This is a genomic window from Paenibacillus sp. GCM10027628, from assembly GCF_042676385.1.
GTDB lineage: Bacteria > Bacillota > Bacilli > Paenibacillales > NBRC-103111 > Paenibacillus_E.
The window spans coordinates 39,441-63,009 of sequence record NZ_JBHTHA010000031.1; the positions used below are offsets into that span (position 1 = coordinate 39,441).

At 48.7% G+C, this 23,569-nt stretch carries 24 protein-coding genes and 1 tRNA gene; 2 read left to right on the top strand and 23 right to left on the bottom strand.

Annotated elements, in window-relative coordinates:
* Nucleotides 1-11: 11 nt before the first annotated feature.
* The gene (locus ACFQZT_RS20770; RefSeq protein ID WP_379302760.1) at nucleotides 12-1,040 is read right to left on the bottom strand and encodes a sugar-binding transcriptional regulator; all 1,029 of its coding nucleotides are present in this window, start codon (nucleotides 1,038-1,040) and stop codon (nucleotides 12-14) included.
* Nucleotides 1,041-1,276: 236 nt separating this feature from the next.
* On the opposite strand from ACFQZT_RS20770, the gene ACFQZT_RS20775 reads away from it, so the two are divergent.
* Both ACFQZT_RS20775 and clpP read left to right on the top strand, forming a co-directional pair.
* Nucleotides 1,277-1,348 (top strand) — tRNA-Arg (locus tag ACFQZT_RS20775).
* 159 nt (nucleotides 1,349-1,507) lie between these two features.
* The gene (clpP, locus tag ACFQZT_RS20780; protein WP_379302761.1) at nucleotides 1,508-2,089 is read left to right on the top strand and encodes an ATP-dependent Clp endopeptidase proteolytic subunit ClpP; all 582 of its coding nucleotides are present in this window, start codon (nucleotides 1,508-1,510) and stop codon (nucleotides 2,087-2,089) included.
* Between the two features lie 71 nt (nucleotides 2,090-2,160).
* Here clpP and ACFQZT_RS20785 read toward each other — a convergent pair whose 3' ends face one another.
* The 22 genes from ACFQZT_RS20785 to hisD form a co-directional block, all read right to left on the bottom strand.
* On the bottom strand, nucleotides 2,161-3,924 hold the full coding sequence (locus ACFQZT_RS20785; RefSeq protein WP_379302762.1) for a copper amine oxidase N-terminal domain-containing protein: 1,764 nt from the start codon (nucleotides 3,922-3,924) through the stop codon (nucleotides 2,161-2,163).
* Nucleotides 3,925-4,034: 110 nt separating this feature from the next.
* Nucleotides 4,035-4,184, bottom strand: coding sequence for a hypothetical protein (locus ACFQZT_RS20790; RefSeq protein ID WP_379302763.1), 150 nt, complete (start codon nucleotides 4,182-4,184; stop codon nucleotides 4,035-4,037).
* Nucleotides 4,185-4,198: 14 nt separating this feature from the next.
* Complete coding sequence (locus ACFQZT_RS20795; protein ID WP_379302764.1) at nucleotides 4,199-4,921, bottom strand: amino acid ABC transporter ATP-binding protein; 723 nt, start codon at nucleotides 4,919-4,921, stop codon at nucleotides 4,199-4,201.
* A complete protein-coding gene (locus ACFQZT_RS20800) occupies nucleotides 4,918-5,574 on the bottom strand; it encodes an amino acid ABC transporter permease (protein ID WP_379302765.1) in 657 nt (218 codons plus the stop codon). The genes ACFQZT_RS20795 and ACFQZT_RS20800 overlap by 4 nt, the downstream gene beginning before the upstream one ends.
* Nucleotides 5,575-5,657: 83 nt before the next feature.
* Complete coding sequence (locus tag ACFQZT_RS20805) at nucleotides 5,658-6,464, bottom strand: transporter substrate-binding domain-containing protein (protein ID WP_379302766.1); 807 nt, start codon at nucleotides 6,462-6,464, stop codon at nucleotides 5,658-5,660.
* A gap of 282 nt (nucleotides 6,465-6,746) precedes the next feature.
* The gene (locus ACFQZT_RS20810) at nucleotides 6,747-7,646 is read right to left on the bottom strand and encodes a response regulator (protein WP_379302767.1); all 900 of its coding nucleotides are present in this window, start codon (nucleotides 7,644-7,646) and stop codon (nucleotides 6,747-6,749) included.
* 3 nt (nucleotides 7,647-7,649) lie between these two features.
* The gene (locus ACFQZT_RS20815; protein ID WP_379302768.1) at nucleotides 7,650-8,933 is read right to left on the bottom strand and encodes an ATP-binding protein; all 1,284 of its coding nucleotides are present in this window, start codon (nucleotides 8,931-8,933) and stop codon (nucleotides 7,650-7,652) included.
* Between the two features lie 166 nt (nucleotides 8,934-9,099).
* Nucleotides 9,100-9,369 (bottom strand): HPr family phosphocarrier protein, encoded by a 270-nt coding sequence (locus ACFQZT_RS20820; protein WP_028555561.1) that lies wholly within the window; start codon nucleotides 9,367-9,369, stop codon nucleotides 9,100-9,102.
* 148 nt (nucleotides 9,370-9,517) lie between these two features.
* Nucleotides 9,518-10,447: a DNA-binding protein WhiA gene (whiA, locus tag ACFQZT_RS20825; RefSeq protein ID WP_379302769.1), complete on the bottom strand. Its 930-nt coding sequence runs from the start codon at nucleotides 10,445-10,447 to the stop codon at nucleotides 9,518-9,520.
* Between the two features lie 5 nt (nucleotides 10,448-10,452).
* Nucleotides 10,453-11,436: a gluconeogenesis factor YvcK family protein gene (locus tag ACFQZT_RS20830; protein ID WP_379302770.1), complete on the bottom strand. Its 984-nt coding sequence runs from the start codon at nucleotides 11,434-11,436 to the stop codon at nucleotides 10,453-10,455.
* A gap of 31 nt (nucleotides 11,437-11,467) precedes the next feature.
* Nucleotides 11,468-12,355 carry an RNase adapter RapZ gene (gene rapZ / locus ACFQZT_RS20835; protein WP_379302771.1) on the bottom strand — a complete coding sequence of 296 codons (888 nt, stop codon included), beginning with the start codon at nucleotides 12,353-12,355 and terminating at the stop codon, nucleotides 11,468-11,470.
* Nucleotides 12,356-12,438: 83 nt separating this feature from the next.
* Nucleotides 12,439-13,386, bottom strand: coding sequence for an ROK family glucokinase (locus ACFQZT_RS20840; protein ID WP_379302772.1), 948 nt, complete (start codon nucleotides 13,384-13,386; stop codon nucleotides 12,439-12,441).
* A 324-nt stretch (nucleotides 13,387-13,710) separates the two neighbouring features.
* Complete coding sequence (trxB, locus tag ACFQZT_RS20845) at nucleotides 13,711-14,658, bottom strand: thioredoxin-disulfide reductase (protein ID WP_379302773.1); 948 nt, start codon at nucleotides 14,656-14,658, stop codon at nucleotides 13,711-13,713.
* A 139-nt stretch (nucleotides 14,659-14,797) separates the two neighbouring features.
* A complete protein-coding gene (locus ACFQZT_RS20850; RefSeq protein WP_379302774.1) occupies nucleotides 14,798-16,534 on the bottom strand; it encodes a tetratricopeptide repeat protein in 1,737 nt (578 codons plus the stop codon).
* 283 nt (nucleotides 16,535-16,817) lie between these two features.
* On the bottom strand, nucleotides 16,818-17,768 hold the full coding sequence (locus ACFQZT_RS20855) for a ribose-phosphate diphosphokinase (RefSeq protein WP_379302775.1): 951 nt from the start codon (nucleotides 17,766-17,768) through the stop codon (nucleotides 16,818-16,820).
* A gap of 75 nt (nucleotides 17,769-17,843) precedes the next feature.
* Nucleotides 17,844-18,650, bottom strand: coding sequence for a histidinol-phosphatase HisJ (gene hisJ / locus ACFQZT_RS20860; protein ID WP_379302776.1), 807 nt, complete (start codon nucleotides 18,648-18,650; stop codon nucleotides 17,844-17,846).
* A 26-nt stretch (nucleotides 18,651-18,676) separates the two neighbouring features.
* On the bottom strand, nucleotides 18,677-19,330 hold the full coding sequence (gene hisIE / locus ACFQZT_RS20865) for a bifunctional phosphoribosyl-AMP cyclohydrolase/phosphoribosyl-ATP diphosphatase HisIE (protein ID WP_379302777.1): 654 nt from the start codon (nucleotides 19,328-19,330) through the stop codon (nucleotides 18,677-18,679).
* Nucleotides 19,327-20,085: an imidazole glycerol phosphate synthase subunit HisF gene (hisF, locus tag ACFQZT_RS20870; protein WP_379302778.1), complete on the bottom strand. Its 759-nt coding sequence runs from the start codon at nucleotides 20,083-20,085 to the stop codon at nucleotides 19,327-19,329. Before hisF ends, hisIE begins: the two co-directional genes overlap by 4 nt.
* Before the next feature lie 30 nt (nucleotides 20,086-20,115).
* Nucleotides 20,116-20,880 carry a phosphoribosylformimino-5-aminoimidazole carboxamide ribotide isomerase gene (gene hisA, locus ACFQZT_RS20875; protein WP_379302779.1) on the bottom strand — a complete coding sequence of 255 codons (765 nt, stop codon included), beginning with the start codon at nucleotides 20,878-20,880 and terminating at the stop codon, nucleotides 20,116-20,118.
* Between the two features lie 15 nt (nucleotides 20,881-20,895).
* A complete protein-coding gene (gene hisH / locus ACFQZT_RS20880) occupies nucleotides 20,896-21,522 on the bottom strand; it encodes an imidazole glycerol phosphate synthase subunit HisH (protein WP_379302780.1) in 627 nt (208 codons plus the stop codon).
* A 1-nt stretch (nucleotide 21,523) separates the two neighbouring features.
* Nucleotides 21,524-22,135, bottom strand: coding sequence for an imidazoleglycerol-phosphate dehydratase HisB (hisB, locus tag ACFQZT_RS20885; RefSeq protein ID WP_379302781.1), 612 nt, complete (start codon nucleotides 22,133-22,135; stop codon nucleotides 21,524-21,526).
* Nucleotides 22,136-23,422, bottom strand: coding sequence for a histidinol dehydrogenase (gene hisD, locus ACFQZT_RS20890; RefSeq protein WP_379302796.1), 1,287 nt, complete (start codon nucleotides 23,420-23,422; stop codon nucleotides 22,136-22,138).
* Between the last annotated feature and the right edge of the window lie 147 nt (nucleotides 23,423-23,569).

Below are 23,569 nucleotides of genomic sequence, written 5' to 3' on the forward strand. Positions count from 1 at the left end.
ACGTCATGATGTCAAAGCTCTACATGCTTCATAATTTCGTGCGCCGCTGCCTCGTCTGTCACCAGCACATCTTCCTGCCCGTGACGAAGTACGGAAGCGATCGCCTCTCCTTTGCTCTTGCCGCCGGCCACGCCGATAACGACCTCGATGCGTTGAAGGTCTTCCAACCTGAGTCCAACGGTCGGCATTTTGTGAACGACATTCCCTTGCCGGTCAAAATAATACCCGAACGCCTCAGCCAAAGCGCCATCCTCTTGTAATCTCCGCGTTGTTTCAGCGTCGACTTTGCGCCTGCGTGCCATGACCATAGCATCTCCGATTCCGTGTACAACGATGCGACAACTGCGCACGGCATCGACAACTTCCTGAATTTGAGGATCTTGAATCAGCGATTGGTACGCTTCTTCTCCAAGGTGGTCCGGTACATGCAGCAGCCGGTATTTGCCGCCTGTCTTCTTGGCCATAATGGAAGCAATCGTGTTCGCCTGCATATCCACGCTTTCCCCAAGCCCGCCTCGCGCCGGAACGAACCAACTTCCTTTCATCTTCGATGAAATGGCCAGGTTGTTCGCAATCTGTGCCATGGTCGAACCGCCCGTTACTGCGATAATATCGTCCTTGGCTACATATCTGCGCAATGCTGCCGCGCCCGCTCGCCCGAGCTCAATCTTGGCAAAGGTTGAAGTGTCGGAGTCTCCCGGGACTACGATGACTTGAGAGATCCCGAACGCTTTGCGGATGCTTTCCTCCAAGTCGCTCAAGCCAAAAGCCATTTTAATAATGGGCTCCATCGCTTCAAGCAGCCTGCGGCCGGATTCACTGATCTTCATACCTGTTGCATCGGTTTCGAGCAATCCTTGCTCCTTGAGGAAATCCACTTCGCCGCGTAGCACACGTTCCGTCATGTCCAGCGAAGAAGCTAATGTTCTTCTTCCGACTACACCGGAAACGAGAATATGCTGCAGGATCGAATAGCGCTTCTTCATGATGTCCATTAAATCCGGCAAGAGCTGTTTTTGAATGTCAAGAATTTCTCTCATAATGACGGTAACAACGCTCCTGCTCCAATTGATGGACGTTTTATGTCCCGGGTATACATTTTGCGTCCCACCCGGGCGAAAAAAAATTGCCTTACAAGCACATTATAACCAATAACTCACCGAGATTCAACATTTGTTCAAACTTTTTCGGCAAATTGGACTGTAAGGGTTTGCAGTCTTGCTTTTTTCGTGCAGCTGTCATATAATAACCCTTGCTTCACTTAAAAATTTACTTTGCGCCCGTGGTCCAATGGATATGACGTAGGCCTCCGGAGCCTGAGATAGGGGTTCGATTCCCTTCGGGCGCGTTCTTACAGAACGAAATCAGTTGCGAAACTGATTTTTTTTATTGCAAGTTTGACCTTTCTTGACCTTTCGATGTTTTTTCGTTATCATACTTGTAGATACTGTTAAAAGTATATAGATCCACCATTTGAACCATTTACCCATTGAAGGAGGTAATTCTCATGAGTTTTATCCCTATGGTCGTAGAACAGGACGCGCGCGGTGAAAGAGGGTACGACATTTACTCCCGTCTGCTGAAGGACCGCATCATCTTCCTCGGTACAGGCGTTAACGATGTTGTAGCCAATTCAATCATTGCCCAGCTGCTTTTCCTGGCCGCACAAGATCCTGATAAAGATATCAGCCTCTACATCAACAGCCCGGGCGGCTCGATCACAGCCGGCATGGCGATCTTCGACACCATGCAGTTTATTAAACCGGACGTGTCCACAATCTGCGTCGGTATGGCCGCTTCCATGGGCGCTTTCCTGCTGACTGCAGGCGCCAAAGGCAAACGCTTTGCGCTGCCTAACAGCGAAGTCATGATTCACCAGCCGCTCGGCGGCGCGGAAGGTCAGGCTTCCGACATCGAGATTCGCGCGAAGCGCATCTTGAAAATGAGAGACAACCTGAATAAGATCCTTGCTGAGCGGACAGGTCAAACATTCGAACGCATCGAGAAAGATACCGACCGCGACAACTTCATGAGCGCTCATGAAGCGGTAGAATACGGACTCATCGACAAAGTCATCGAGCGCGTATAAACGACAAAAACACTGACATTCTGCAGCTCGCAGAGGTCAGTGTTTTTTTATTTGACGGTGATGTCTATTACCTATTTCTTCTCATCCAACGGGTAGAAAATCAGATCAATCGGGAATGCCGAGCCCGCCGGCGGCGTAAACTCGATATCTAGCGCATCCTCTGTTCCCGTCGTCCGCGCCAACACTTCCATTCCATCGAAAGCGGTAATGACGCCGGAGGCCGGAACCGGTATGATCTCCCCGTTAATTTTGAACGGCCCTTTGAAGACGCCGCCCTTCGCCATGATCATTAAAGCCATTTTGCGCGGCTTATTGGCGTGAATTTTGTAGACGACACCGTAGTTACCGCTGTCCTCCACGTTTTGCTTGCGCATAACGTCATAACCTTTGACGAACGGATCCGATTTATTATCGCCAATGGTCAATACGGATGTCTTGGTGAATGACGATGCATCAATGTCCCATTTAAGCTCAGATACCGGGAAGGATCCCCGTACATGGCCAGTAAAAGCTAGCAAAGGCAGCTCCTGCGCTGTCGTAGGCGTCAGTCTCTGATCCGTTACTCCGAACGACATTTGCAGCTCGCCATCCGTTTCCACATCATAGAACAGATTAACGCCCTGGCCCGGATAGAAGTCAGGCAGCTTCGCATACACATAAGTTTGATGTGGAGGCACAGTCAACTTTTGATCGTAAACATTGTTCAATAAGAAATCTACCGAAGCTTCGCTGCCGATCAAGTTGGCATACACGGAAGGATAGACCTCGCCTTTGTTCGTCGTTTGGATCGTCACCGGCTTATCGCTGTTATTCGTAGCGAAAATCGCCATCGTCATTTTTTGCTTCGTACCATTAACATGATCGGCATATAATCTGGCTTTACCGTTGATTGTATCCTGGTACAAAATGCCTTTTTCCGTAAATTCCTCCGGACTATCGCTCACCAGCAGCTTACGATCGTTAACTTCGGTTACTTTCTTAGGTATCGCAGGCATTTGATTAAAATGAGACCAAATCGTTCCCCAATCGGACTTAATAAATCCGCCCACAGGCTTCATATAAATCGGGTATTCCACCTCGCTCAAATACGGCTCATCCGTAACCGTCACAAAGCTTTGGAACAATTGACTCACATGTCCATGACGATCGGATACCTTGAGCGATACCGGATATTTGCCTGGCTTGAAAAACGCTTCTTTATTCCCAACCCACTCGTAAGAAGCAATGCCTTCCGCATCGGGATCGTAACTCAGATCAATGTACTTCACAGGCTCCCCAAGCCGGTATGTCGGCTTCGCCGTCGTAAATTTGGCAACAGGTCTGGAGTTGCTGTCCTGGTCGATATAGATGCCTTCCGGTGTAGGGAGACTCACAATTTCCACACGGCGCAGTTCTTCGTTGTATGTATATTTAGCGCCCATATAGTCGGCAAGCCAAGTCAGCTTCACGAGTAATTTACCGTTCACAATCGCGGCAACCGTATCGAAAGGAGTGTCCACGCCATTCGTAGTTACCGTCTTATGATCAACGTCCAGAACGATATTATAACCTGGAGGCGCCATCTGGATCGTGCGCGTCGCGTCGTTCCACTCCACCTTGAATTTCATCGTATCTCCGAGAAATTTGGCCGGAACGAAGGTGCTGCCATTAATAATGGTAGCCGGAGAATCCAATTGAATTTGATCCTGGTTCACGAAAGCATCCGACTTATCAATATAAAGTAAAATTAAGGACGAACTTGCCGATACCGCGTGTGCGGCTGGTGCTGCTAAAGTGCTGGCTAGAAAGACGAGAAACGCTAGCAGCACGGAGAACTCTTTTCTTTGCGTTTTCATGCTCTGACTCCTTCAAGGTTTGTTTAGGGTAAAGCTGCGGGCCGCGGGCGCTCAACAACAAGCAGCTGGAGGAACGGCAAATAACCCTTCCCTTCATTGGCCACGTTCAATTAGACGTAGTTACCGAGAAAAGGTTGCTTTTTTTCACCAATCGTTAACAATTTTGCCATAAATTCAGATCCATACAACATGTAAAAAGAAAGGGCTATAATGAATAGACCTGCCTGCTGTCCATCCATCACAACCCATTTGTTCATCATTATCTTCATCCCAATTATAAGATCTTACTAAGGAAAGATTGTGTGCGTTCATGTTTGGGTGAATCAAAAATTTCGGCTGGAGTTCCTTCTTCAACAATGTATCCGCCATCCATGAAAATAACACGGTCCGCCACTTCTCGTGCGAAACCCATCTCATGAGTGACGACGATCATCGTGATGCCTTCATGGGCTAAACTCTTCATAACCGCCAGCACTTCACCCACCATTTCGGGATCCAGTGCGGAAGTCGGCTCATCAAATAGCATGACACGCGGATTCATGGCCAATGCCCGGGCAATCGCAACGCGCTGCTGTTGGCCGCCCGATAAACGCTCGGGATACTCATCCCTTTTTGCCGCCAAACCTACTTTTTTCAGCAGTTCCATCGCTTTTTCTTCATTTTGCTGCTTGTTCAACTTCTTAATATGTTTTGGCGCTAGCATTATATTTTCTAAAACGGTTAAATGGGGAAATAAATTAAAGAGCTGAAATACCATCCCTACATTTTCACGTAATTTGTCGATATTCGTTTCGGATGAAGTGACTTCCACATCGCCGATCATCACTTTCCCGCTTGTTACTTCTTCAAGAAGATTCAGACACCGAAGAAATGTGCTTTTACCTGAACCTGACGGCCCAATCACGCAAACGACTTCTTTCTCTTGAATCGTTGTAGAGATATCTTTCAAAACTTCGTTCGAACCAAATTTCTTCTTCAGGTTTTCTACAACGATCATTTTAAAGCGTACCTCCTTTCAAGCATGCGAGACAACCGGGATAAAGCATAAATAATAATGAAGTAGAAGATCCCTACGACACCCCAGATCTCGAAGGCGCGGAAGTTGGATGAAATAATAATTTCACCGCTCTGCGTCAATTCCTTAATCCCAATGACGGAAAGCAAGGAAGTATCTTTAATGCTTACAATAAATTGATTGACAAAAGCCGGCAACATACGGCGAATAGCTTGCGGCAACACAACTAATCTCATCGTTTGAAATCTATTTAAACCCAAAGATCGCGACGCTTCCGTCTGCCCTTTGCTAATGGACAAAATACCTGCACGGAAAATCTCTGCAATATAGGCCCCCGCATTTAAACTGATGGCCAGAATACCTGCGGTCTCAGCCGAAATTCGAATATCCAAAAATACCGGAAGTCCGAAATAGATGAAAAAGACTTGCACCAGAAGAGGTGTCCCCCGAATGAGATCCACATAAGCCGTTGCAATTCCCCGAACAATTTTATTCAAGGATGTGCTCATTAAGCCCGCGATTAAACCTATGATAAATGCAATAATTAAAGAAATTACAACGATCTTCAAAGTTATTAAAGAGCCCTGAGCCAGCGTCGGTATCGCATCCAAAATAACTTGCAATGAGGAAGTCACGAGATCCCCATCCCCCTTTTTTTAACTTTCCGCATGATGCTGCCCTCACCAGGAAAAAGCAACATCATGCGGCCACATCCACTTTATTTTGCAGGTGCTGTCATATAGCTATTGACGATTTGGTCTAATTTTCCGTTATCTTTCAACTTCTTAAGCCCGCTATTGATTTTGTTCAAAAGCTCCGCATTTTCTTTGCTCACCGCGATACCGTACAAATCACCATTCAGGCGGCTTCCTACAATTTTCAGTTTCGAGTTAGGATCAATGGCAATCTTGTAGGAAATTACCGGGAAGTCCTCAATCGTTACATCTGCATTCTTATTGGCAACTTCTTGGTACATCGAAGGGCTATCGTCAAAATATTTAACTTCCGCGCCATATCTTTTGCCCAGTTCATCAGCAAGCTTAGCGCCTGACGTTCCTTTTTTAATCGCAATTACTTTACCCTTCAAATCTTCTGGACCTTTAATTGTTGTGTTGTCTTCCCGAACTACCAGCGAAAGACCCGCTAAGTAATACGAATCCGATAGATTAACAACTTGCTTACGCTCATCTGTAATACTAATGCCCGCAATCGCACCGTCCAATTGTTTGGCTGTAATCGCCGGGATAATCCCTTTAAAATTCATCGGTTTCAACTCAACTTCAAAACCTTCTTCTTTGCCGATCGCATTAATCAAATCAATATCAATTCCCACGTATTTTCCGTCTTTTTCAAATTCAAAAGGAGGATAAGTCGCGTCAGTCCCGATTGTGTATTTTTTAACTGAACCTGCTTTAGTCGGTTGAGCCGTATCTGCAGCCTTGCTTGAACTCGATGCGCCATTACCGCAAGCGCTAAGCGAGAATGCCAATACTGTTGCAAATAAAACTGTACTAATTTTTTTCATTCGAACTACCCCTTTTCCTTTTTAAACTATCATTTGCTACGTTTTTATAGTAACCCACACCCTTCGCAACCCTACATGATCCTACAAAAAAATGTCCCGCATAATGATAATTAATTTTACATATAATCAGTACATTTTAATTGAAACCGACTTCATGAAGTTCCCCAGAAAGATGTATCCGTTTGCATAAAATGGGAAGCGCATTCAACGTGTAATGTTACATCACACATAAAAAAGAACCCATACGCTTATATTCATCCTAAGCAAGGGTTCAGTAATTGATTAACGTTTCATTTTCTCCAACAACTCCAAATAAAACACATGCAAAAACTTTTTAATATTCACCTTTCCTTTATCGGATTGAATATCTTCGTCCATTTCTCTCATTTTCAGACGGACATCTTGGAAGTCAAAATAAAGCGGGGAATAGTATTCAAATTTGGGGTTACTATAGTCGGTCAAACCAATGGAAGCCAGATGTGTTAACGCGGCTATAACGGTACGTCGAATCCGTTGCTCAATCGTCTTACACTCTTTCTCAATATCAATCTGATTATGCTTATACGTTCGAGCTACTGATTCGTACAGCTCCTTGAGTGGCGGGAAGTCATGCTCCGATTTCCGGTGCTCGATTAAATGTTCCATGATGGAAATGATGTCCTTGCTACCGCTTTCACCGATAATACCCAAATCCATGAGGATAAGTTTCACATTGTCACGGACGCTCATCCGCTCTTTCCCAGCTGACGGTAAGTCGATGCCCTCCATCTTCGCCAGCGATTGCTTGATCTCAACAATATAGCGCTCGTATTTCCACCGTTCACTTACTTTATATAATACGGATTCTACTTCCACCCGGTTAATCGGCTTATGAATAAAGAATTCGATCCCGTTTTGATAGGCCAGTCCCACCATTTCTTTATTTTCCACTTGAGAGATCATGATAAACTTCCCGTTAAAGCCCTGATTCTTCAATTGCGATATCGTCTCAATACCGTCCTGATCCGGCATCAGCAAATCAATCAATACGATATCCGGCTGCGCCTCAAGGATCATTCGAGTCCCCTCCACGCCCCCTCCCGCCGTGTCTATGACATCGCCTAGTCCGCACTCCTCAATAATATGCTGCAGCATCCGTCTGCTGACGGCATCGTCATCAACAATAATAAAAGTAAACGACATCGACTACCCCTCCTTCTTTAATTTGGCTGTCGGAAGAACGACGGTAACTTGGGCGCCGCACCCTCTTCCTTGTGACTCCATGCTGATGTTACCGCCAAGTGAATGTACAATATCCCGAACATGAGACAGGCCGATTCCCGTTGCCGCTATCCCCACTTCGCTAAACTTGGTCGTAAAGCCCGGCTCAAAAACAAGATCCTTATCTTCTTCGAGTATCCCTTTTCCATCATCCGTAATGATAAAGAATACATCTTTTTCTTGTACAAAGGTCTTCAAGCTTATGTTTCCGTGCGACCCTATAGCTTCTACGGCATTCGCCACCAAATTATTAAGAAGGGTTAGTATCGGAATATAGTTCTTAATACTGTAATCTTCCCCCATTTCTTTTTCTATCCTAATGGTCTTCTTCAGCATTTCGCCATACTCCTCATTTCCTTTGATGACAAAGTGGAGAATTTCCGAAAGCTGCATGTCCACCATAACCTTACTTTCCGTCAATTTTAATAACCCAGCCAAAATACGTTGGGAATCCTTTTTCACTTCGTGGATTTGTTGGGCAACACCCAATGCCTGTTGACTGTTAAGGATCAAATTTTGCTCTTTTAACTTGCGATAAAGATCAAAGCTGTTCGCCGTAATATTTTCAATCGTATCCATCGACTTTTTCAAGTAAAAAGCTTCTCCGTAAAGCCCGGCGCCGATATTTAGCATTTGTTCCATCCGTTTCTCCCGCTCGGCATGAAGAATACGCATCTGGTTAATCACAATACTGCTAAACAGTCCAATCACAAAATAACTACGGACAACCGCAGTCACGATTAAAACAATCCAGACTTCATATTGGACATTGCCAGCGCCAAGCAGCACCACACGCATGAGGAGTTCTGTTCCATTAGCCGCGAAATCAATGACCGAAACGATCCCGCCCAGAAGAAGGGGCTGAAGTTCATTAATTTCCTTGCGAATCCAGCTCATACCCAAGGCAAAAACAACATAATAGAATCCTGCTGCAAGATTATTTTGCAAGCTCGCCATGACGGAAATTGAATGCGTGTGAATCATCCACTCTCCACCTTGAAAAATTACATTCATGATGCCTGTAAGAATCCCGACCTTGATATAGGAGAGATGGCGCATGAATAGCAAAAAAAATAAAAAGGTGCTCACACCTAGTCCGATACGAAAAAAATCACCGCTAAAAGGATTAATCTTGAGTCCTTCTGCAATAGCCGTTGCAAATGCAATCACGATGATTTGCAATCTTTCATTTTTAAAAAACCTCGGCATCCTGGTTCCGCTCCTAATGGAGAATCATATTAAGATTTACTGCGTTGAAGAAGTAAGAGCCCTGCGTGTAAATGATACGCAGAGCCCCTTTGCTGGGTCGAACCTCTTCTTTTATTCTCCACTTGGAGCTTCAAAAAAACTTCCTCGAAAGGAAGCTTCTGATGAATTATTGGTTCTCCAATTCTTCCTTGCTAACCAATGTGACTAAAGCGTTTACAGCCTGCTCGGCGTCCGATCCTTCTGCGCTTATGAAGACTTCGGTCCCTGTACTGATCGCAAGGCTCATAATTCCCATGATGCTTTTCGCATTCACTTTCTTTTCATCTTTTTCAACGAAGATTTCAGATGAAAACTTATTTGCCTCTTGAACAAACAATGCCGCAGGTCTGGCATGAAGTCCTGTTCTCAACTTCACAACGACTGGCCGTCTGGACATGGAACTAATTCCCCCTACTCAAGCTTATATGAACTACTACTGATAACAGTGCAAATACCTTATGTTTTAACATTATAGCATTTTTCCCGCAAGTACACTAGAAAAAATGAGAAAAACTTGAGGAAGTGCTGTGCTGGGTCTTCAAGACTCAAGAATTTCGCAATTTTTCGGCTAATTCATCAATTTTTCGAAGACGATGATTAACGCCGGATTTACTCACGTTGCCTTTAAGCATATCCCCAACTTCCTTGAGGTTCATGTCCGGATGCTGAAGCCTGATCTCAGCAACTTCTCTCAGCTTGTCCGGCAAGCTCTCAAGACCCACCTCACGCTGCAAAAGCCGGATATTGTCGATCTGCCTAACGGCAGCACCGATCGTTTTGTTTAGATTCGCAGTTTCACAATTCACAATTCGGTTAACCGAATTGCGCATGTCCTTCATAATGCGAACATCCTCAAAACGCAGCAGTGCCTGATGAGCGCCAATAATGCTCAGGAACTCGATAATCTTCTCGCCTTCCTTGATGTAAAGCACGAAGCCCTTCTTGCGCTCGATGAAGCGAGCGTTCAAGTCGAACTTATTCGCAAGCTGCGTTAAAGCCCGGCAGTGCTCCTCATAGATGGAGGCGATCTCCAGATGGTAAGATGACCCTTCCGGGTTGTTTACCGAGCCTCCGGCCATGAATGCGCCGCGCAAGTAAGCGCGCTTGCAGCAGTTGCCGCGAACAATCTCCTTTTCAATCCCTGGGGTAAAGATAAAACCCTCGGAAACGATTTTCAGATCGCTAAGCAGCTCTTGCACTTGTCCCGGAACTCGAACAATGTACACATTGTTTTTCTTGAGTCGCATTTTCTTACGCACAAGCAGCTCGGTATGCAATTTATACGTCTTCTTGATAAGTGTATAGATTCTCCTTGCAATCGCGGCATTCTCGGTCGATATATCGAGAATGACGCGCCCGCTCGACAGCGAGACGGAACCATTCATCCGGATTAGCGCAGATAGCTCCGCTTTCTCGCAACACGCTTCCGTTTCAACAAGGGTTAATTCTTTTTTGGTTTGTGCCGCGAAGGACAAAGGTCTCACCTCTTCCTTAACATCCAGCTTTCAACGAGCTGATAAATATGGTCACTTAGCTTCTCAGCATCGTGGCGCAGATAGGTTCGGAACAACACGAGCCGGTCTGCAATGACCCGGTACCCCCTCTTTGTCACTTCATCTAAATCCAGATGAACTGCTTTCGAGCCCTTCTCTGCGTATTTCGCTTGGACTTGGGGAGGAATTTCACCGTTGTTCACAATGACATAATCGAATAAATGATGCCCTAAGTGGTCGTGGATCGCTGCTAAGTGATCACTAACGGTATAGTCATCGGTTTCTCCGGGTTGTGTCATCACGTTACAAATGAACATCTTCACAGCGTCCGATTTCATAATCTCTTGCGCAACTTGGGGAACGAGCAGATTCGGCAGCAAGCTGGTGTACAAACTGCCAGGACCGCATAAGATGGCGTCCGCTTCCTGTATAGCCTGAATGGCTTCCGGCAGCGGCATGACGTCCGTGGGCTCAATAGATACGCGTTGGATGCGTCCCTCTGCCTTAGGAATTTGCGATTCACCTGTAATCAGGGCACCGTTCTCCATAATCGCTTTAAGCACAATCGCTTGACTCGATGCCGGCAGCACCCTGCCTTTGACAGCGAATACACGATTCATTTCTTGAACGGCAGTTACGAAATCGCCGGTGATATCGGTTAGCGCTGCCAAAATTAGATTTCCCAGACTGTGCCCGGCTAATCCGGTGCCCGACTGAAATCGATATTGGAGCATCAGCGACAGGAGAGGCTCCACATCTGCTAGTGCAGTCAGTACGTTGCGAATGTCTCCGGGCGGAGGCATCTGCATTTCATTACGGAGTATGCCGGAGCTTCCTCCATCATCTGCAACCGTAACGATTGCTGTGATGTCCACCGGTTTTTCCTTCAAGCCTCTAAGCATGACGGAGAGACCCGTACCGCCACCGATCACGACAATTTTGGGCGTGCGCTGTAAGTTATCACGTTTCATTATTCTTTCACCCTCTTTATCGTGAGACTGGCTATACGCGATCCCGCTCCGCATCTCGATGGCTTACTCGCACGGCCTCAGTCTCACTGTTGCCGAGCACCTTGCCAAGGTATTCGGTAATGGCAACGGATCTATGCTTGCCTCCCGTGCACCCGATGCCGACGACGACCTGGCTCTTGCCTTCCTTCTTATACTGCGGCATAAGGAAGTTGAGCATATCGAGCAATTTCGTGAGAAATTCTTGCGTCTCCGTCCATTTCATCACATAGTCGTACACATCTGGGTCTTGGCCGGTCTGTGGGCGAAGTTGGTCCACGTAATGCGGATTCGGTAAAAAACGTACATCAAAGATCAAATCGGCATCGATGGGGATCCCATATTTAAATCCGAAAGAGATTACATTTATAGATATGCGATTTGATTCCAAATTGGTAAACCTGGATATAATTCTTTCTTTCAGTTGCGCCGGCTTCAGTGTGCTGGTATCAATCACTTGAGTAGCCAGACCTTTGAGCTCTTCGAGCAGCTTGCGCTCCAGGCCGATCCCTTCAAGCGGGACCCCATTCGGAGCCAACGGGTGGCGGCGCCGGCTTTCCTTGTATCGCTGAACGAGTGCTGCGTCTGTCGCATCCAAAAACAGAATTTCATAGGTCAACGTGAAATTTTCTTGGATAAGCCGTAGCGACTCTTGAAGCGCCGTAAAAAACTCACGCCCGCGCAAGTCAATCACCAAGGCCACTTTGCCGATTTTACCCATCGATTGCTCGATTAATTCTGCAAATTTGGGGATGAGCACCGGCGGCAAGTTATCGACGCAGAAAAAACCGAGATCTTCAAGACTTTGCACGGCAATCGTCTTCCCGGCACCCGACATTCCTGTAATGATGACAAGCTTCGCTAAAGGGTGAATTTCTTCCATCGATTTGCACCTTCCTTTGGCGTGCGTTTCACGGGCAAAGACGGATTAGTCCCGCTTCCGCACAAACTTCAAATTGTGGGCGTCTATCGCAAATTCAAGCCTGCTGCGCCAACGACGCCTGCATCGTTACCTAGTGTTGCTGCGACAATTTCAACGCCTTCAGCAGCCGCTTCCGGTGTGTATTTCTTGAAGGTTTCACGAATCGGATTGAACAGGATCTCGCCCGCTTTGGACACGCCACCACCGATAATGAAACGCTTTGGATTCATAATAACAGCCATAGCAGCCATCGAACGACCGAGATAGTAAGCAGCACGGTTCACAATGCGCAGCGCTACTTCATCTCCGGACTTGGCTGCGTCGAATACATGCTTCGCTTCGATCTTCTCATGCAAGGCAAGCGATGTGTGTTCACCGCGTTCTACCGCATCATTAGCCATACGAACGATACCCGTCGCAGAAGAAACGGTTTCAAGACAACCCACTTGACCGCATCCGCAATTAATCGCTTCGATATCCGGCACAATCGACATATGTCCAAGCTCGCCAGCCATACCGGCAGAGCCTTGATAAATTTTACCGTTGATAATAATCCCGCCGCCTACGCCTGTTCCCAGCGTATAGCAGACGACATTCGGAATACCCGCTCCGGCACCCGCCCACGCTTCGCCTAATGCGGCCACGTTGGCATCGTTATCGATTTTCACCGTTTTGCCGAGCAAGGTTTCAAGTGTTTTCTTCGCAGGGACATTGCGCCATTGCAAGTTAGGAGAGAATTTAACGAAGCCTTCGGGAATATCCATGAATCCCGCAAGCCCTGCACCAATACCAGCCACTTGCTCCCATTCAAAAGGAGAATCCTCGACAATTTGTCGCACATACTGAGCAATGCGCTCCAGCACGGCGTCAGAGCCCTGATCCGCACCTGTAGGTCCTTCATACGTGTGCAGCAGCTTACCCTGCTCGTCACAGATACCGACTTTAATATTGGTACCGCCTAAATCTACACCGATATAAATCTGATTTGACATTGCAAGGTCACCTCTACGAATAATCTTATAATTTTCGGATATTTTCCGGGGTCCCCGCAAAGTAATGTCCAAACTCTCATCGAAGCAATTCCAGAGAAGCGTGACCGCTTTAAGCGGTGAGTTTTGAAGCCAATCGAGCTAAAGCTCGATGTGGACGGAATATGCTTCGAAGGCTATGCGTCACTTTGTGGGGGTTATAATTGCTCCTGTTCCAACTATAAGTCAAGGTTGTATACAGGTCAAGATTGAACTAAGCCTTAGCAGAAAGAGAAAACGTGGAAAGCATAGCCCTCCACGTTCACTGTTACAACGGCTCCCGACGATTTACAGCGTCTGGCTCCAATCGTGTACGATATGTCCCTCTAGGAACTTCTCACATTCCAGGGCAGCCGCGCATCCGCTTCCTGCTGCTGTGATCGCTTGACGATACTTCGTATCCTGTACGTCTCCGCAAGCGAAAACCCCAGGGATGTTCGTTTCTGTCGTGCCTGGTTTCACGATAATGTAACCATGCTCGTCAGTTTCGATTTGGCCGCCCAGGAATTTCGTATTCGGCGTGTGGCCGATCGCTACGAAAATACCGTCGGTTTCAATGATCTCTTCTTCACCGGTCACGTTGTTTTTCACCTTCAGGCCGGTTACACCTTTATCGCCGGCAACAACTTCAAGTGGCGTATTGTTAAGCGCCCATTTCACTTTCTCGTTGCCACGGGCGCGATCCTGCATGATTTTGGAAGCGCGCAGTTCATCTCGACGATGAACCAGACGAACTTCAGATGCAAAGCGAGTCAAGAAGTTCGCTTCTTCCATCGCGGAGTCCCCGCCGCCCACGACGATAATCTTTTTGCCGCGGAAAAAGAAGCCGTCGCACGTAGCGCAAGTGCTTACGCCGCGACCGATGTTTTCACGCTCATTCGTAATGCCAAGCAGCTTCGCTGATGCTCCGGTGGAGATGATCAAAGTTTCAGTTTCGATCTCGCCAAGACCTTCGACTTGAAGCTTGAACGGACGGTTGGTAAGCTCTACTGAGTTGACCCAGCCGGTTTTGAATTCAGCGCCGAAGCGTTCTGCTTGCTTGCGCATATTTTCCATCAGTTCAGGTCCCATAATTCCTTCGGGGAACCCTGGAAAATTCTCAACTTCAGTAGTCGTGGTCAACTGACCGCCTGGCTCCGGACCTTCAATTACGAGCGGACTCAAATTAGCGCGAGCCAGATAAATGGCAGCTGTCAGACCGGATGGCCCTGTTCCTACAACGACGGATTTGTACATATGGTTTCCCTCCTAAGTGTTTTCTGTATAATAACCTTCTTCGCAAGCAGAAGCTTACGATACGTTTTCTTTGGTGTTAGTCTGGCTGTCGGTTAATTTATATATGAAAGCAGGCGTTCTTCACAGAAGCGCCCAGCCATCAAATGCTTGTGAATTTCGGAAAGATGGCCTCCATTTTCTCACGCAGACCGCAAGTATCATCGATGAGCTTTACGTTGCGGCTAATCGTAGATACGGTGACTCCATAACGATTGGACACTTCCTGATAGGAAATGGCTCGACGATGCATTTTGGCAATTAAATATTCCAGTGCTGCTGCCCAGCCTTCCGACTTCTGAATCTTAGGCACGCCAGGATATATCTTGGTCAAAAACTCGACCCAAAGAATTTCCAAGTCGTACTGCTGAATCATATCGTAACGCTTGTGCATATGAGAAAGCGCCGTTTCCATCACACCTTGCCATTTGGCATCCCAAACAGGCAATTGAGGAGAATATGGCGATGCTTCCACCATGATTTCCCGGTTTTCCAGAAATGCAGGCAACGGATCGCGGATTCCCATGCTGCGAAGCACGAATATCGCGACTTTTTTCAAATAATCGTCTTCTTCACGTTCTAGAATAAAGTCTTGCAAAGCATCTCTAACTTCATTGTCTGCAATCAATCCGAAAGCCTGAATAACCTGCAGCTTGGTGTCCATATCCCCATGCCGCAGCGCCCAGAAGAAAGAAGAACGCACAAGCGGATCTTTCTTCAATTGTTCCGGAATACCCTGCGTGGATTTCTCCAGAACACGGAATTGCTCCTCAAAAGGCAAATGGTAATGATAGCTCCATGTGGGCGTAGCTTGGCTCGTCTCGCGGGTTTGCAACTGCTCCAGATAAAACTTGGAGATTTCCGTACCGGGATCAAGTTTCTCTACTTGCTTCCACTGACGGTACGCCTCAGCGAATCGGCCAATATGGCAAGCTGCAACAGCTGTGTAATGAAACAGACATGGATCTGCAGAACCTTCTCCTGCTTTGAGCAGACGTTTAAATAAGTGATACGCCTTTTCGTGCTCGCCTAGGATACCCATCGTCGTCGCCAGTTTGAACACATGGTCATGCTGATACGGAAACGTCTTGCGCAGCAAGTCGACCAGTTCCGCCAGTTCTTGCTTATTGCCGAAATGCTGGTGAAATATCGCCAAATTACAAAGTGCGTGCAGATTACCGGCGTCAATCTCAAGAACCCCGTGAATCGTCTCCATTGCTTTCTCGAACTGGCCCATGTAGTAATAGGCTAACGCGAGATTGTTGCGAGCCGCCGTGAAATCCGGATGCTTCTTCGCAATCTTCTCCAGCTGTCTGACCGCCTCGGCGAACTTGCCTTCTTCCAGCAACGCACGGGCTTTATCATGCTCGAAGAGCCCTTCTCGACTCTTAATGCTAGTGAGAGGGGCAGGACGTTCGAGCTCGTAACTGAGCATTTCCATCATTTCTTCCGATTCGTCCATAAACTGTCCGGTCGGATCGTTTTCCAGATAGCGAACTAACGCTTGTTCCGCCAGTTCGTAGCTTTCCATGTTGGCGTAATTATTAGCCATATAAAAATAACATTCCGTCATCGTAGGATCGATGACATCAAGGATATGCTGCAAGATTTGGTTCGACTCTTCATAATTGCCCATCTCGGAGAGAACCCCCGCGAGATTGCAGTGATTCACAGGATTATCCTGCTCATATTCTGCGGCTCGCCGGAAATATTTCAATGCCTTATCATAGTGAAACCGATCCAAAGATTGAACCGCTCTCTCGAAAAAGAAGGCGGCATCCATGTTAATCGAGATGACTTTAGGCTTGGGTGTATCGGACACGCGCTTAATCTTTTCCATAGCAAGACACCTCCGGCTTAATTGTTACGATCAAATTATACCATAGATCGCCCGGAAGCCAAAAACTTTCATCGGATGCGGTGTTGAACTCGGTTTGTAAAGTAAATAAAGGTTTTAAAAGTCGGCTTTCAAAACCGAGAAGGTTGGACGAAATCCGAGGAACGAGGAACGGAGCGTAGGTGAGCCTACGAGAGTACCGCAGTTCCCGGATTTCGTTCAAGATTCGATGCCGAATTACTTCCTGAATCACTTCGTTATCAAAGCTGTTTTTTAAAACTTCCTCTTACACGCCGCCGTATTTGAAGAGGGAGGATAGGGACCCACCATCGTTAATAATGCGGATTGCATCGGACAATAACGGCGCTACGGAGAGCACACGGAATTTATCGGAGTGGTCATCCGGAATCGCGATGGAGTCCGTGATGATGACTTCCTTAATGTTCGGGTGATCCAGACGCTGCAGGGCTGGGCCGGAGAATACAGGATGCGTCGCACAAATGTAAACGTCATGCGCGCCTCTTTCTTTGAGACCCTCTACAACGTTCACGATCGTTGTCCCGGTATCGATTAAGTCTTCGATGATAATCGGCGTACGGCCAGCAACGTCTCCGATTACGTGCGTAATAACGGATTCATTGTGAGCGGGACGCTTTTTAATCATCATAGCGAAAGGCGCATCGAGAATGTTTGCCATTTTCTCAGCTGTCGTTGCACGACCTGCATCCGGAGATACGATAATCGGATCGGGCAGGTTTTTCTTTTTGATGCAGTCACTGATGACGTCAAGCGCCGTCAGATGATCCACAGGGATATTGAAGAAGCCTTGAATCGCAGGAGCATGCAGGTCGATCGTAACAACGCGATTCGCGCCTGCAGCGCTGAACAAGTCGGCTACTAATTTAGCAGAAATTGGCTCACGCGGAGCAGCTTTACGTTCTTGACGGGAGTAACCATAGTAAGGGATGACAAGGTTGACCGTTCTTGCGGATGCTCTTTTCGCCGCATCCATCATAACCAGAAGCTCCATCATGTGCTCATTGATCGGATGGGAGAACGTTTGTACTAGAAATACGTCGCAGTTACGAATCGTTTCTTCGTAGAGACAGTAGATTTCTCCGCTTTTGAAACGGGATAATTTGATTTGTCCAAGTGGCTGGCCGAGTTCTTTACAAATACGTTCCGCAAGCTTCGGATTCGAAGATCCGGAAAAAATTTTAACATTGTCGCTATACATGGTTAACGGTTACCTCCGAAGATTCATTAAATAGATTATTCCTGACTTCCTCATTATACATGAAAGGTGTCGAATTTAAAAAGTAACAAGATGTCGTTTTCTTGCAGAAAATGTGGCTATTTCGTTAAATCCGATCATTTTCAAGAGGTTCCGGGCCTGGTCCAAATATTGGAACAACCGTTCTGGCTGGTGTGCATCCGATCCAATTGTCAAGGGGATTCCCACCTTATGGCAATACTCCAGCATGCGGCGGCTTGGAAACATTTCTTCACACGGCATGCGAAGACCGGAAGCATTAAGTTCAATGGCGAGACCATGCTCTTTCACGGTATCTAACGCAGCCTTTTCCAGCTCCCACGGGTCGCGGTCCGGCTTGTAGCCAAAGCGTTTGATCACATCGATATGCCCGATATAGTCATAAAATCCAGTACGAACAGCTTTTTTCACTGCATCGTAGTATTGCGTATACACCTCGTAAATATCCTTGCCTTCCCAGCCTGCTAATTGCCTGAAGTCCGAGATATCCCACTCACCCAGAAAATGAACGGAACCGATGACATAATCCCATGGATAAGCTTTGATGATCGCTTCGATCTCCGCTTCATAGCCTTCGATATAATCGCCTTCGAGACCAACACGGATATCGATCTGATCCTTGTATTTTTCTTTCAATTGCAGGCACTCCTCGACATAGCGAGGCAGTTCATCCATCGGCATGGCCATCTCCGGCCAATACGTCTGCGGATCCACATGCAAAAGCGGCATATGATCCGACAGCCCTAATTGCGTGAGCCCGATCTCGATGCCGCGTTTGACGTAGGCCTCCAGTTCCCCGGAAGCGTGACCGCAGCGTACATGATGTGTATGATAATCAATCAACATCTTGGTATCACTCCAGGTCGTTCATATTATTTTTTCACGTGTCTGCTCGCCAATTCCTTCATAACGTCATCTAGCGGCAGTTTGTTGTTGCGCAAGAGAACCATCAAGTGGAAAATGAGATCGCTCGCTTCGTAACGAAGCTCGTCGTTATCTTTATTTTTGGCTGCGATGATGACCTCGGCAGTTTCTTCGCCCACTTTTTTCAAGATTTTGTCGACGCCTTTTTCGAACAAGTAAGTCGTATAAGCACCTTCAGGACGCTCGGCATCGCGCGATGCGATAACGGCTTCCAGCTCGGACAAGATCGCGAAACGGTCGCCCGCAGAAGCGACAGTGGAAGCAGCCGATTCCGTTTCCAACGGAATGTTCTCGGTGAAGCAAGTATATGTGCCGTTATGGCAGGCTGGTCCCACTTGTTCCACGAGCACTAGCAGTGTATCCGCGTCGCAGTCGTAGCGAAGTGCCTTGACCTTCTGTGTGTGGCCGGACGTAGCGCCTTTGTTCCACAGTTCCTGACGCGAACGGCTCCAGAACCAGGTATCCCCGGTTTGAATCGTACGCTGCAGCGACTCGCTGTTCATGTAAGCCAGCATGAGCACTTCTTTGCTGATCGCATCCTGTACAACAGCTGGAACTAATCCTTGGGCATCATATTTGATCGTATCTAACGCGATTGTCATCGGATTTCAACCCCTTTGCCTTTAAGGTCGTCTTTGACCCCTTGAATCGTTAATTCTTTATAGTGAAAAATAGTCGCCGCAAGGCCGGCATCGGCCTTACCTTCCGTGAACACATCATAAAAATGATCCGCTCGTCCCGCTCCGCCAGAGGCGATCACCGGGATCGTCAGCAGCTCGGATACAGCGCGCGTCAGCTTCAGGTCGAAGCCGTCCTTCGTACCGTCGGCATCCATGCTGGTCAGCAGAATCTCGCCTGCGCCAAGCTCTTCCATTCGCTTCGCCCACTCCAGCGTCTTGATGCCTGTGGCATTGCGCCCGCCGTGGGTGAACACTTCCCACTCGCCCCACTCGCTGTTAAACTTCGCATCGATCGCGACAACGACACACTGGGAGCCGAACTTGCGCGCTCCGTCGGAGACAAGCTGCGGGTTGCGAACCGCCGCCGTGTTAATACCGATCTTATCCGCTCCAGCCCGCAGGAGCCGCTTCATGTCATCAACGCTGGAGATGCCGCCGCCGACGGTAAAAGGAATCGTGATCTCGCCCGCTGTCTGACGAACGACTTCAACCATCGTTGCACGCCCTTCCACCGATGCAGAGATGTCCAGGAAAACAAGCTCATCCGCGCCTTCTTTATCATAAATGGCAGCGAGCTCAACCGGATCGCCCGCGTCGCGCAAGTTGACGAAATTAACGCCTTTGACCACCCTGCCGTCCTTGACGTCCAGGCAAGGGATTATTCTTTTGGCTAACATGGGGATGCATCTCCTTTCTTGAAAAAGATTTTAAGACTCAAGCGTCCGGCAATATGCCAATACATCGCGGTATGGAAGTTCGCCGCCGAAAATATCCAGGGCGCTTCCGATCGTAATGTCGAGCCGCCCGCCGGTGATGTCCCGGAACCTCGCCAGATCGTCCAGCGATCGTGCACCCCCGGCATAAGTCGTCGGAATCGTCGTCCATTCCGCCAATTGGGCCGCCAATTTCTCCTGAACGCCCTGACGCTTCCCTTCCACGTCCACCGCGTGAATCAGGAACTCCTTGCAATAAGGCTCCAGCTTGGCGATTCCGGAAAGGCTCACCTCAAAATCGCTGAATGTGCGCCATTGATTGGTGACCACATAATACTTGCCATCCCGCTCTTTGCAGCTGAGGTCGATCACAAGCCGTTCGGGTCCCACCTTGGCGGCGATGGCCTCAAGATGATCCCAGTTCAATTTGCCGTCCTGAAAAATATATGAAGTCACGATAACGTGCGAAGCTCCAAGCTCCAAATACATATCCGCGTTATCCGCACGAATTCCGCCACCGATCTGAAGGCCGCCAGGGTAGGCCCGCAAAGCTTCTGCAGCCGCCTCTTCGTTGCCTCCGCCGAGCATGATCACATGGCCGCCTTCAAGGCCATCCTCGCGATACATAGATGCATAGTAGCCCGGCGTATGCTCGGAAACGAAATTTTCCACAACGCCGCTCACGTCCGGCTGTAGGGTTTCACCGACAATCTGTTTCACTTTACCTTGATGGAGATCAATACATGGTCTGAATTTCACGATAAACGACCCTTTTCAAGTTGAGGTAGGCATAGCCGATTCGGCCAGCTTCAAATAATTTCCGAGCAGCCGCATGCCGATATCCCCGCTCTTTTCCGGGTGGAACTGCATGCCGTACACGTTACCACGGCCAACAATAGCCGTTACTGGCTGAAAGTAATTCGTCACCGCAAGCAAGTCACTCTCGCGCTCAGGCTTCGCATGGAAAGAGTGCACGAAGTAAACGTGTCCCTCCTCAATACCACTGAAAAGCGGACTGCCAGCTTGCTTGTAGCTCAAACGGTTCCATCCCATGTGCGGCACCTTGTAATCGCCGCGAAAACGAATCACCGTGCCCGGCAAAAGGCCGAGCCCTTCATGTTCGCCGTACTCCTCGCTGCTGGAGAACAGCAGTTGCATACCGAGACAGATGCCGAGCAGCGGCTTGCCTGATTCCGCATAACGGATGACTACATCGCGCAAACCGGTGTTGCGTAAATTCTCCATCGCATCGCCGAAAGCGCCGACGCCGGGAAGGATCGCTCCGTCTGCAGCGAGAATTTGCTCCGGGTCGCCCGTCACAATGGCTTCGTGACCCAGTCGTTCCACCGCTTTGCTTACGCTATGTAAATTGCCCATACCGTAGTCAATAATTGCAATCATTTTAGAGCACCCCCTTCGTCGAAGGAACCCCCTGCACACGAGGATCGATCGATGTCGCTTCATCCAGCGCACGGCCTAAAGCTTTAAATACCGCTTCAATCATATGATGCGTGTTGTGACCGTAGTGCACGATAACATGCAGCGTGATACGGGCTTCAAGCGCCAGTTTCCACAGAAACTCATGTACCAGCTGCGTATCGAAGCTGCCTACAAGCTGCGAAGGATACTGCGCACGATATTCAAGATGCGGACGGTTGCTAATATCGATGGCGACCTGGGCAAGCGCCTCGTCCATTGGGATGAACACGTTGGCATAACGCTTGATGCCTTTTTTGTCACCCAGCGCTTCGCGCAGCGTCTGCCCCAGACAAATTCCGATATCCTCAACCGTGTGATGATCATCAATCTCGATATCGCCTTTGGCCACCACATTTAGGTTAAACTGGCCATGTTTAGTAAAAAGATCGAGCATATGATTCAAAAAAGGCACATCTGTTTGAAGTTCCGAAACCCCGGTCCCGTCGACTTGAAACGTTAACGCGATATCGGTTTCGTTCGTTTTGCGGGCTACGCTCGCCGAGCGAGTTGCCAAAGCCTTCTCTTGTTCAGCCATCTATTTCAACTTCCCTTCCTTCTTAAGTCTTACCTCGACGGCCCGCGCGTGACCTTCCAGCCCTTCATTGCGGGCCAGTGTCATGATCATATCGCCATTCGCGAGCAGCGCTTCCTTGCTATAGTGAATGACGCTTGATTTCTTAAGAAAATCGTCCACGTTAAGTGGTGACGAGAATCTTGCCGTACCGTTCGTCGGCAGCACATGATTCGGCCCAGCGAAATAATCGCCCACCGGCTCCGTGCTGTAGGCGCCGAGGAAAATAGCACCTGCATTCTCAATGCGAGGCAGCAGGTTAAACGGCTCCTGTACGAGCAGCTCGCAGTGCTCCGGCGCCAGACGATTCACGACGTCCACGCCCTCGTCCAAGTTATCCACAAGGAGTATAGCTCCCTTGGTGGATGTGGACACGGCGGCGATCGCTTTCTTCGGCAGCACGTCCAGCTGCCGCCATAGTTCAAGCTTGACCGACTCGGCAAGCTCCTGTGAAGGTGTCACCAGGATCGCTGGTGACATCTCATCATGCTCCGCCTGCGCGAGCAGGTCAGCGGCGATATACTCAGGGTCGGCGTGCTCATCCGCCAGCACGACAATATCCGTCGGCCCGGCGATCATGTCGATGTCGACGACCCCGTAGACGAAGCGCTTAGCAAGCGCCACGTAGATATTGCCAGGCCCGACGATCTTGTCGACTGCCGGGATCGATTCCGTGCCGTAGGCCAGCGCGGCTACAGCCTGCGCTCCGCCTACGCGGTAGATCTCCTTCACACCCGCTTCGGCTGCCGCCACGAGGATATGCGGGTTGATGCCTTCTTCGCCCGCGGTGGCCGGAGGCGTCACCATCGCGATCTCCGGCACCCCCGCCACGAGTGCGGGGATGGCGTTCATGAGCACGGAGGACGGGTACGCCGCCTTCCCTCCGGGCACATACAATCCGACCCGCTTCAGCGGTCGGATGATTTGGCCCAGCAGGCTGCCGTCCGCCTGCAGGTCCATCCACGACGTGCGTTTCTGCTTCTCATGAAACGCACGAATGTTGGCGGCGGCCTGCCGCAGCGCCGCCACGAAGCCGGCGTCGACCTGCGCGTACGCCGCCTGCACTTCCTCGTCCGTCACGCGAAGCTCGCTGACGGCAACCCCATCATAGCGCTGCGCCATGCGACGCAGCGCTGCATCTCCGTCCTGCCGCACCTCATCGATGATGCGGCGGACGGTCTCATTTTGCTCGGGCGAGCCGTATTCGACCTCGCGCTTCAACTGAAATTCCGAGGCGGGAAGTATCCGCATCTCCATCATCCTTTCTCTTTCTCATGTATTTCTAAGTCAACGACATCCTGCGAATTAAGATAGAAATTCCTGTTAATCACTCTAATCCTCATATAACTGTCAAATTACCGTTAGTTTTTCCTATTATTTAGGATCAGTTCGCTCCCG

Bases quoted from the DNA above. Each gene is read 5' to 3' on its own strand.
- ACFQZT_RS20850 (WP_379302774.1), bottom strand. From the start codon at position 16,534: ATGGAAAAGATTAAGCGCGTGTCCGATACACCCAAGCCTAAAGTCATC.
- hisIE (WP_379302777.1), bottom strand. From the start codon at position 19,330: ATGACAATCGCGTTAGATACGATCAAATATGATGCCCAAGGATTAGTT.
- ACFQZT_RS20840 (WP_379302772.1), bottom strand. From the start codon at position 13,386: ATGTCAAATCAGATTTATATCGGTGTAGATTTAGGCGGTACCAATATT.
- ACFQZT_RS20820 (WP_028555561.1), bottom strand. From the start codon at position 9,369: ATGTCCAGACGGCCAGTCGTTGTGAAGTTGAGAACAGGACTTCATGCC.
- trxB (WP_379302773.1), bottom strand. From the start codon at position 14,658: ATGTACAAATCCGTCGTTGTAGGAACAGGGCCATCCGGTCTGACAGCT.
- ACFQZT_RS20830 (WP_379302770.1), bottom strand. From the start codon at position 11,436: ATGAAACGTGATAACTTACAGCGCACGCCCAAAATTGTCGTGATCGGT.
- hisB (WP_379302781.1), bottom strand. From the start codon at position 22,135: ATGGCTGAACAAGAGAAGGCTTTGGCAACTCGCTCGGCGAGCGTAGCC.
- hisH (WP_379302780.1), bottom strand. From the start codon at position 21,522: ATGATTGCAATTATTGACTACGGTATGGGCAATTTACATAGCGTAAGC.
- hisD (WP_379302796.1), bottom strand. From the start codon at position 23,422: ATGCGGATACTTCCCGCCTCGGAATTTCAGTTGAAGCGCGAGGTCGAA.
- hisF (WP_379302778.1), bottom strand. From the start codon at position 20,085: ATGTTAGCCAAAAGAATAATCCCTTGCCTGGACGTCAAGGACGGCAGG.
- ACFQZT_RS20790 (WP_379302763.1), bottom strand. From the start codon at position 4,184: ATGATGAACAAATGGGTTGTGATGGATGGACAGCAGGCAGGTCTATTC.
- rapZ (WP_379302771.1), bottom strand. From the start codon at position 12,355: ATGGAAGAAATTCACCCTTTAGCGAAGCTTGTCATCATTACAGGAATG.
- hisJ (WP_379302776.1), bottom strand. From the start codon at position 18,650: ATGTTGATTGATTATCATACACATCATGTACGCTGCGGTCACGCTTCC.
- ACFQZT_RS20815 (WP_379302768.1), bottom strand. From the start codon at position 8,933: ATGCCGAGGTTTTTTAAAAATGAAAGATTGCAAATCATCGTGATTGCA.
- ACFQZT_RS20810 (WP_379302767.1), bottom strand. From the start codon at position 7,646: ATGTCGTTTACTTTTATTATTGTTGATGACGATGCCGTCAGCAGACGG.
- ACFQZT_RS20795 (WP_379302764.1), bottom strand. From the start codon at position 4,921: ATGATCGTTGTAGAAAACCTGAAGAAGAAATTTGGTTCGAACGAAGTT.
- ACFQZT_RS20805 (WP_379302766.1), bottom strand. From the start codon at position 6,464: ATGAAAAAAATTAGTACAGTTTTATTTGCAACAGTATTGGCATTCTCG.
- ACFQZT_RS20770 (WP_379302760.1), bottom strand. From the start codon at position 1,040: ATGAGAGAAATTCTTGACATTCAAAAACAGCTCTTGCCGGATTTAATG.
- ACFQZT_RS20855 (WP_379302775.1), bottom strand. From the start codon at position 17,768: ATGTATAGCGACAATGTTAAAATTTTTTCCGGATCTTCGAATCCGAAG.
- ACFQZT_RS20785 (WP_379302762.1), bottom strand. From the start codon at position 3,924: ATGAAAACGCAAAGAAAAGAGTTCTCCGTGCTGCTAGCGTTTCTCGTC.
- clpP (WP_379302761.1), top strand. From the start codon at position 1,508: ATGAGTTTTATCCCTATGGTCGTAGAACAGGACGCGCGCGGTGAAAGA.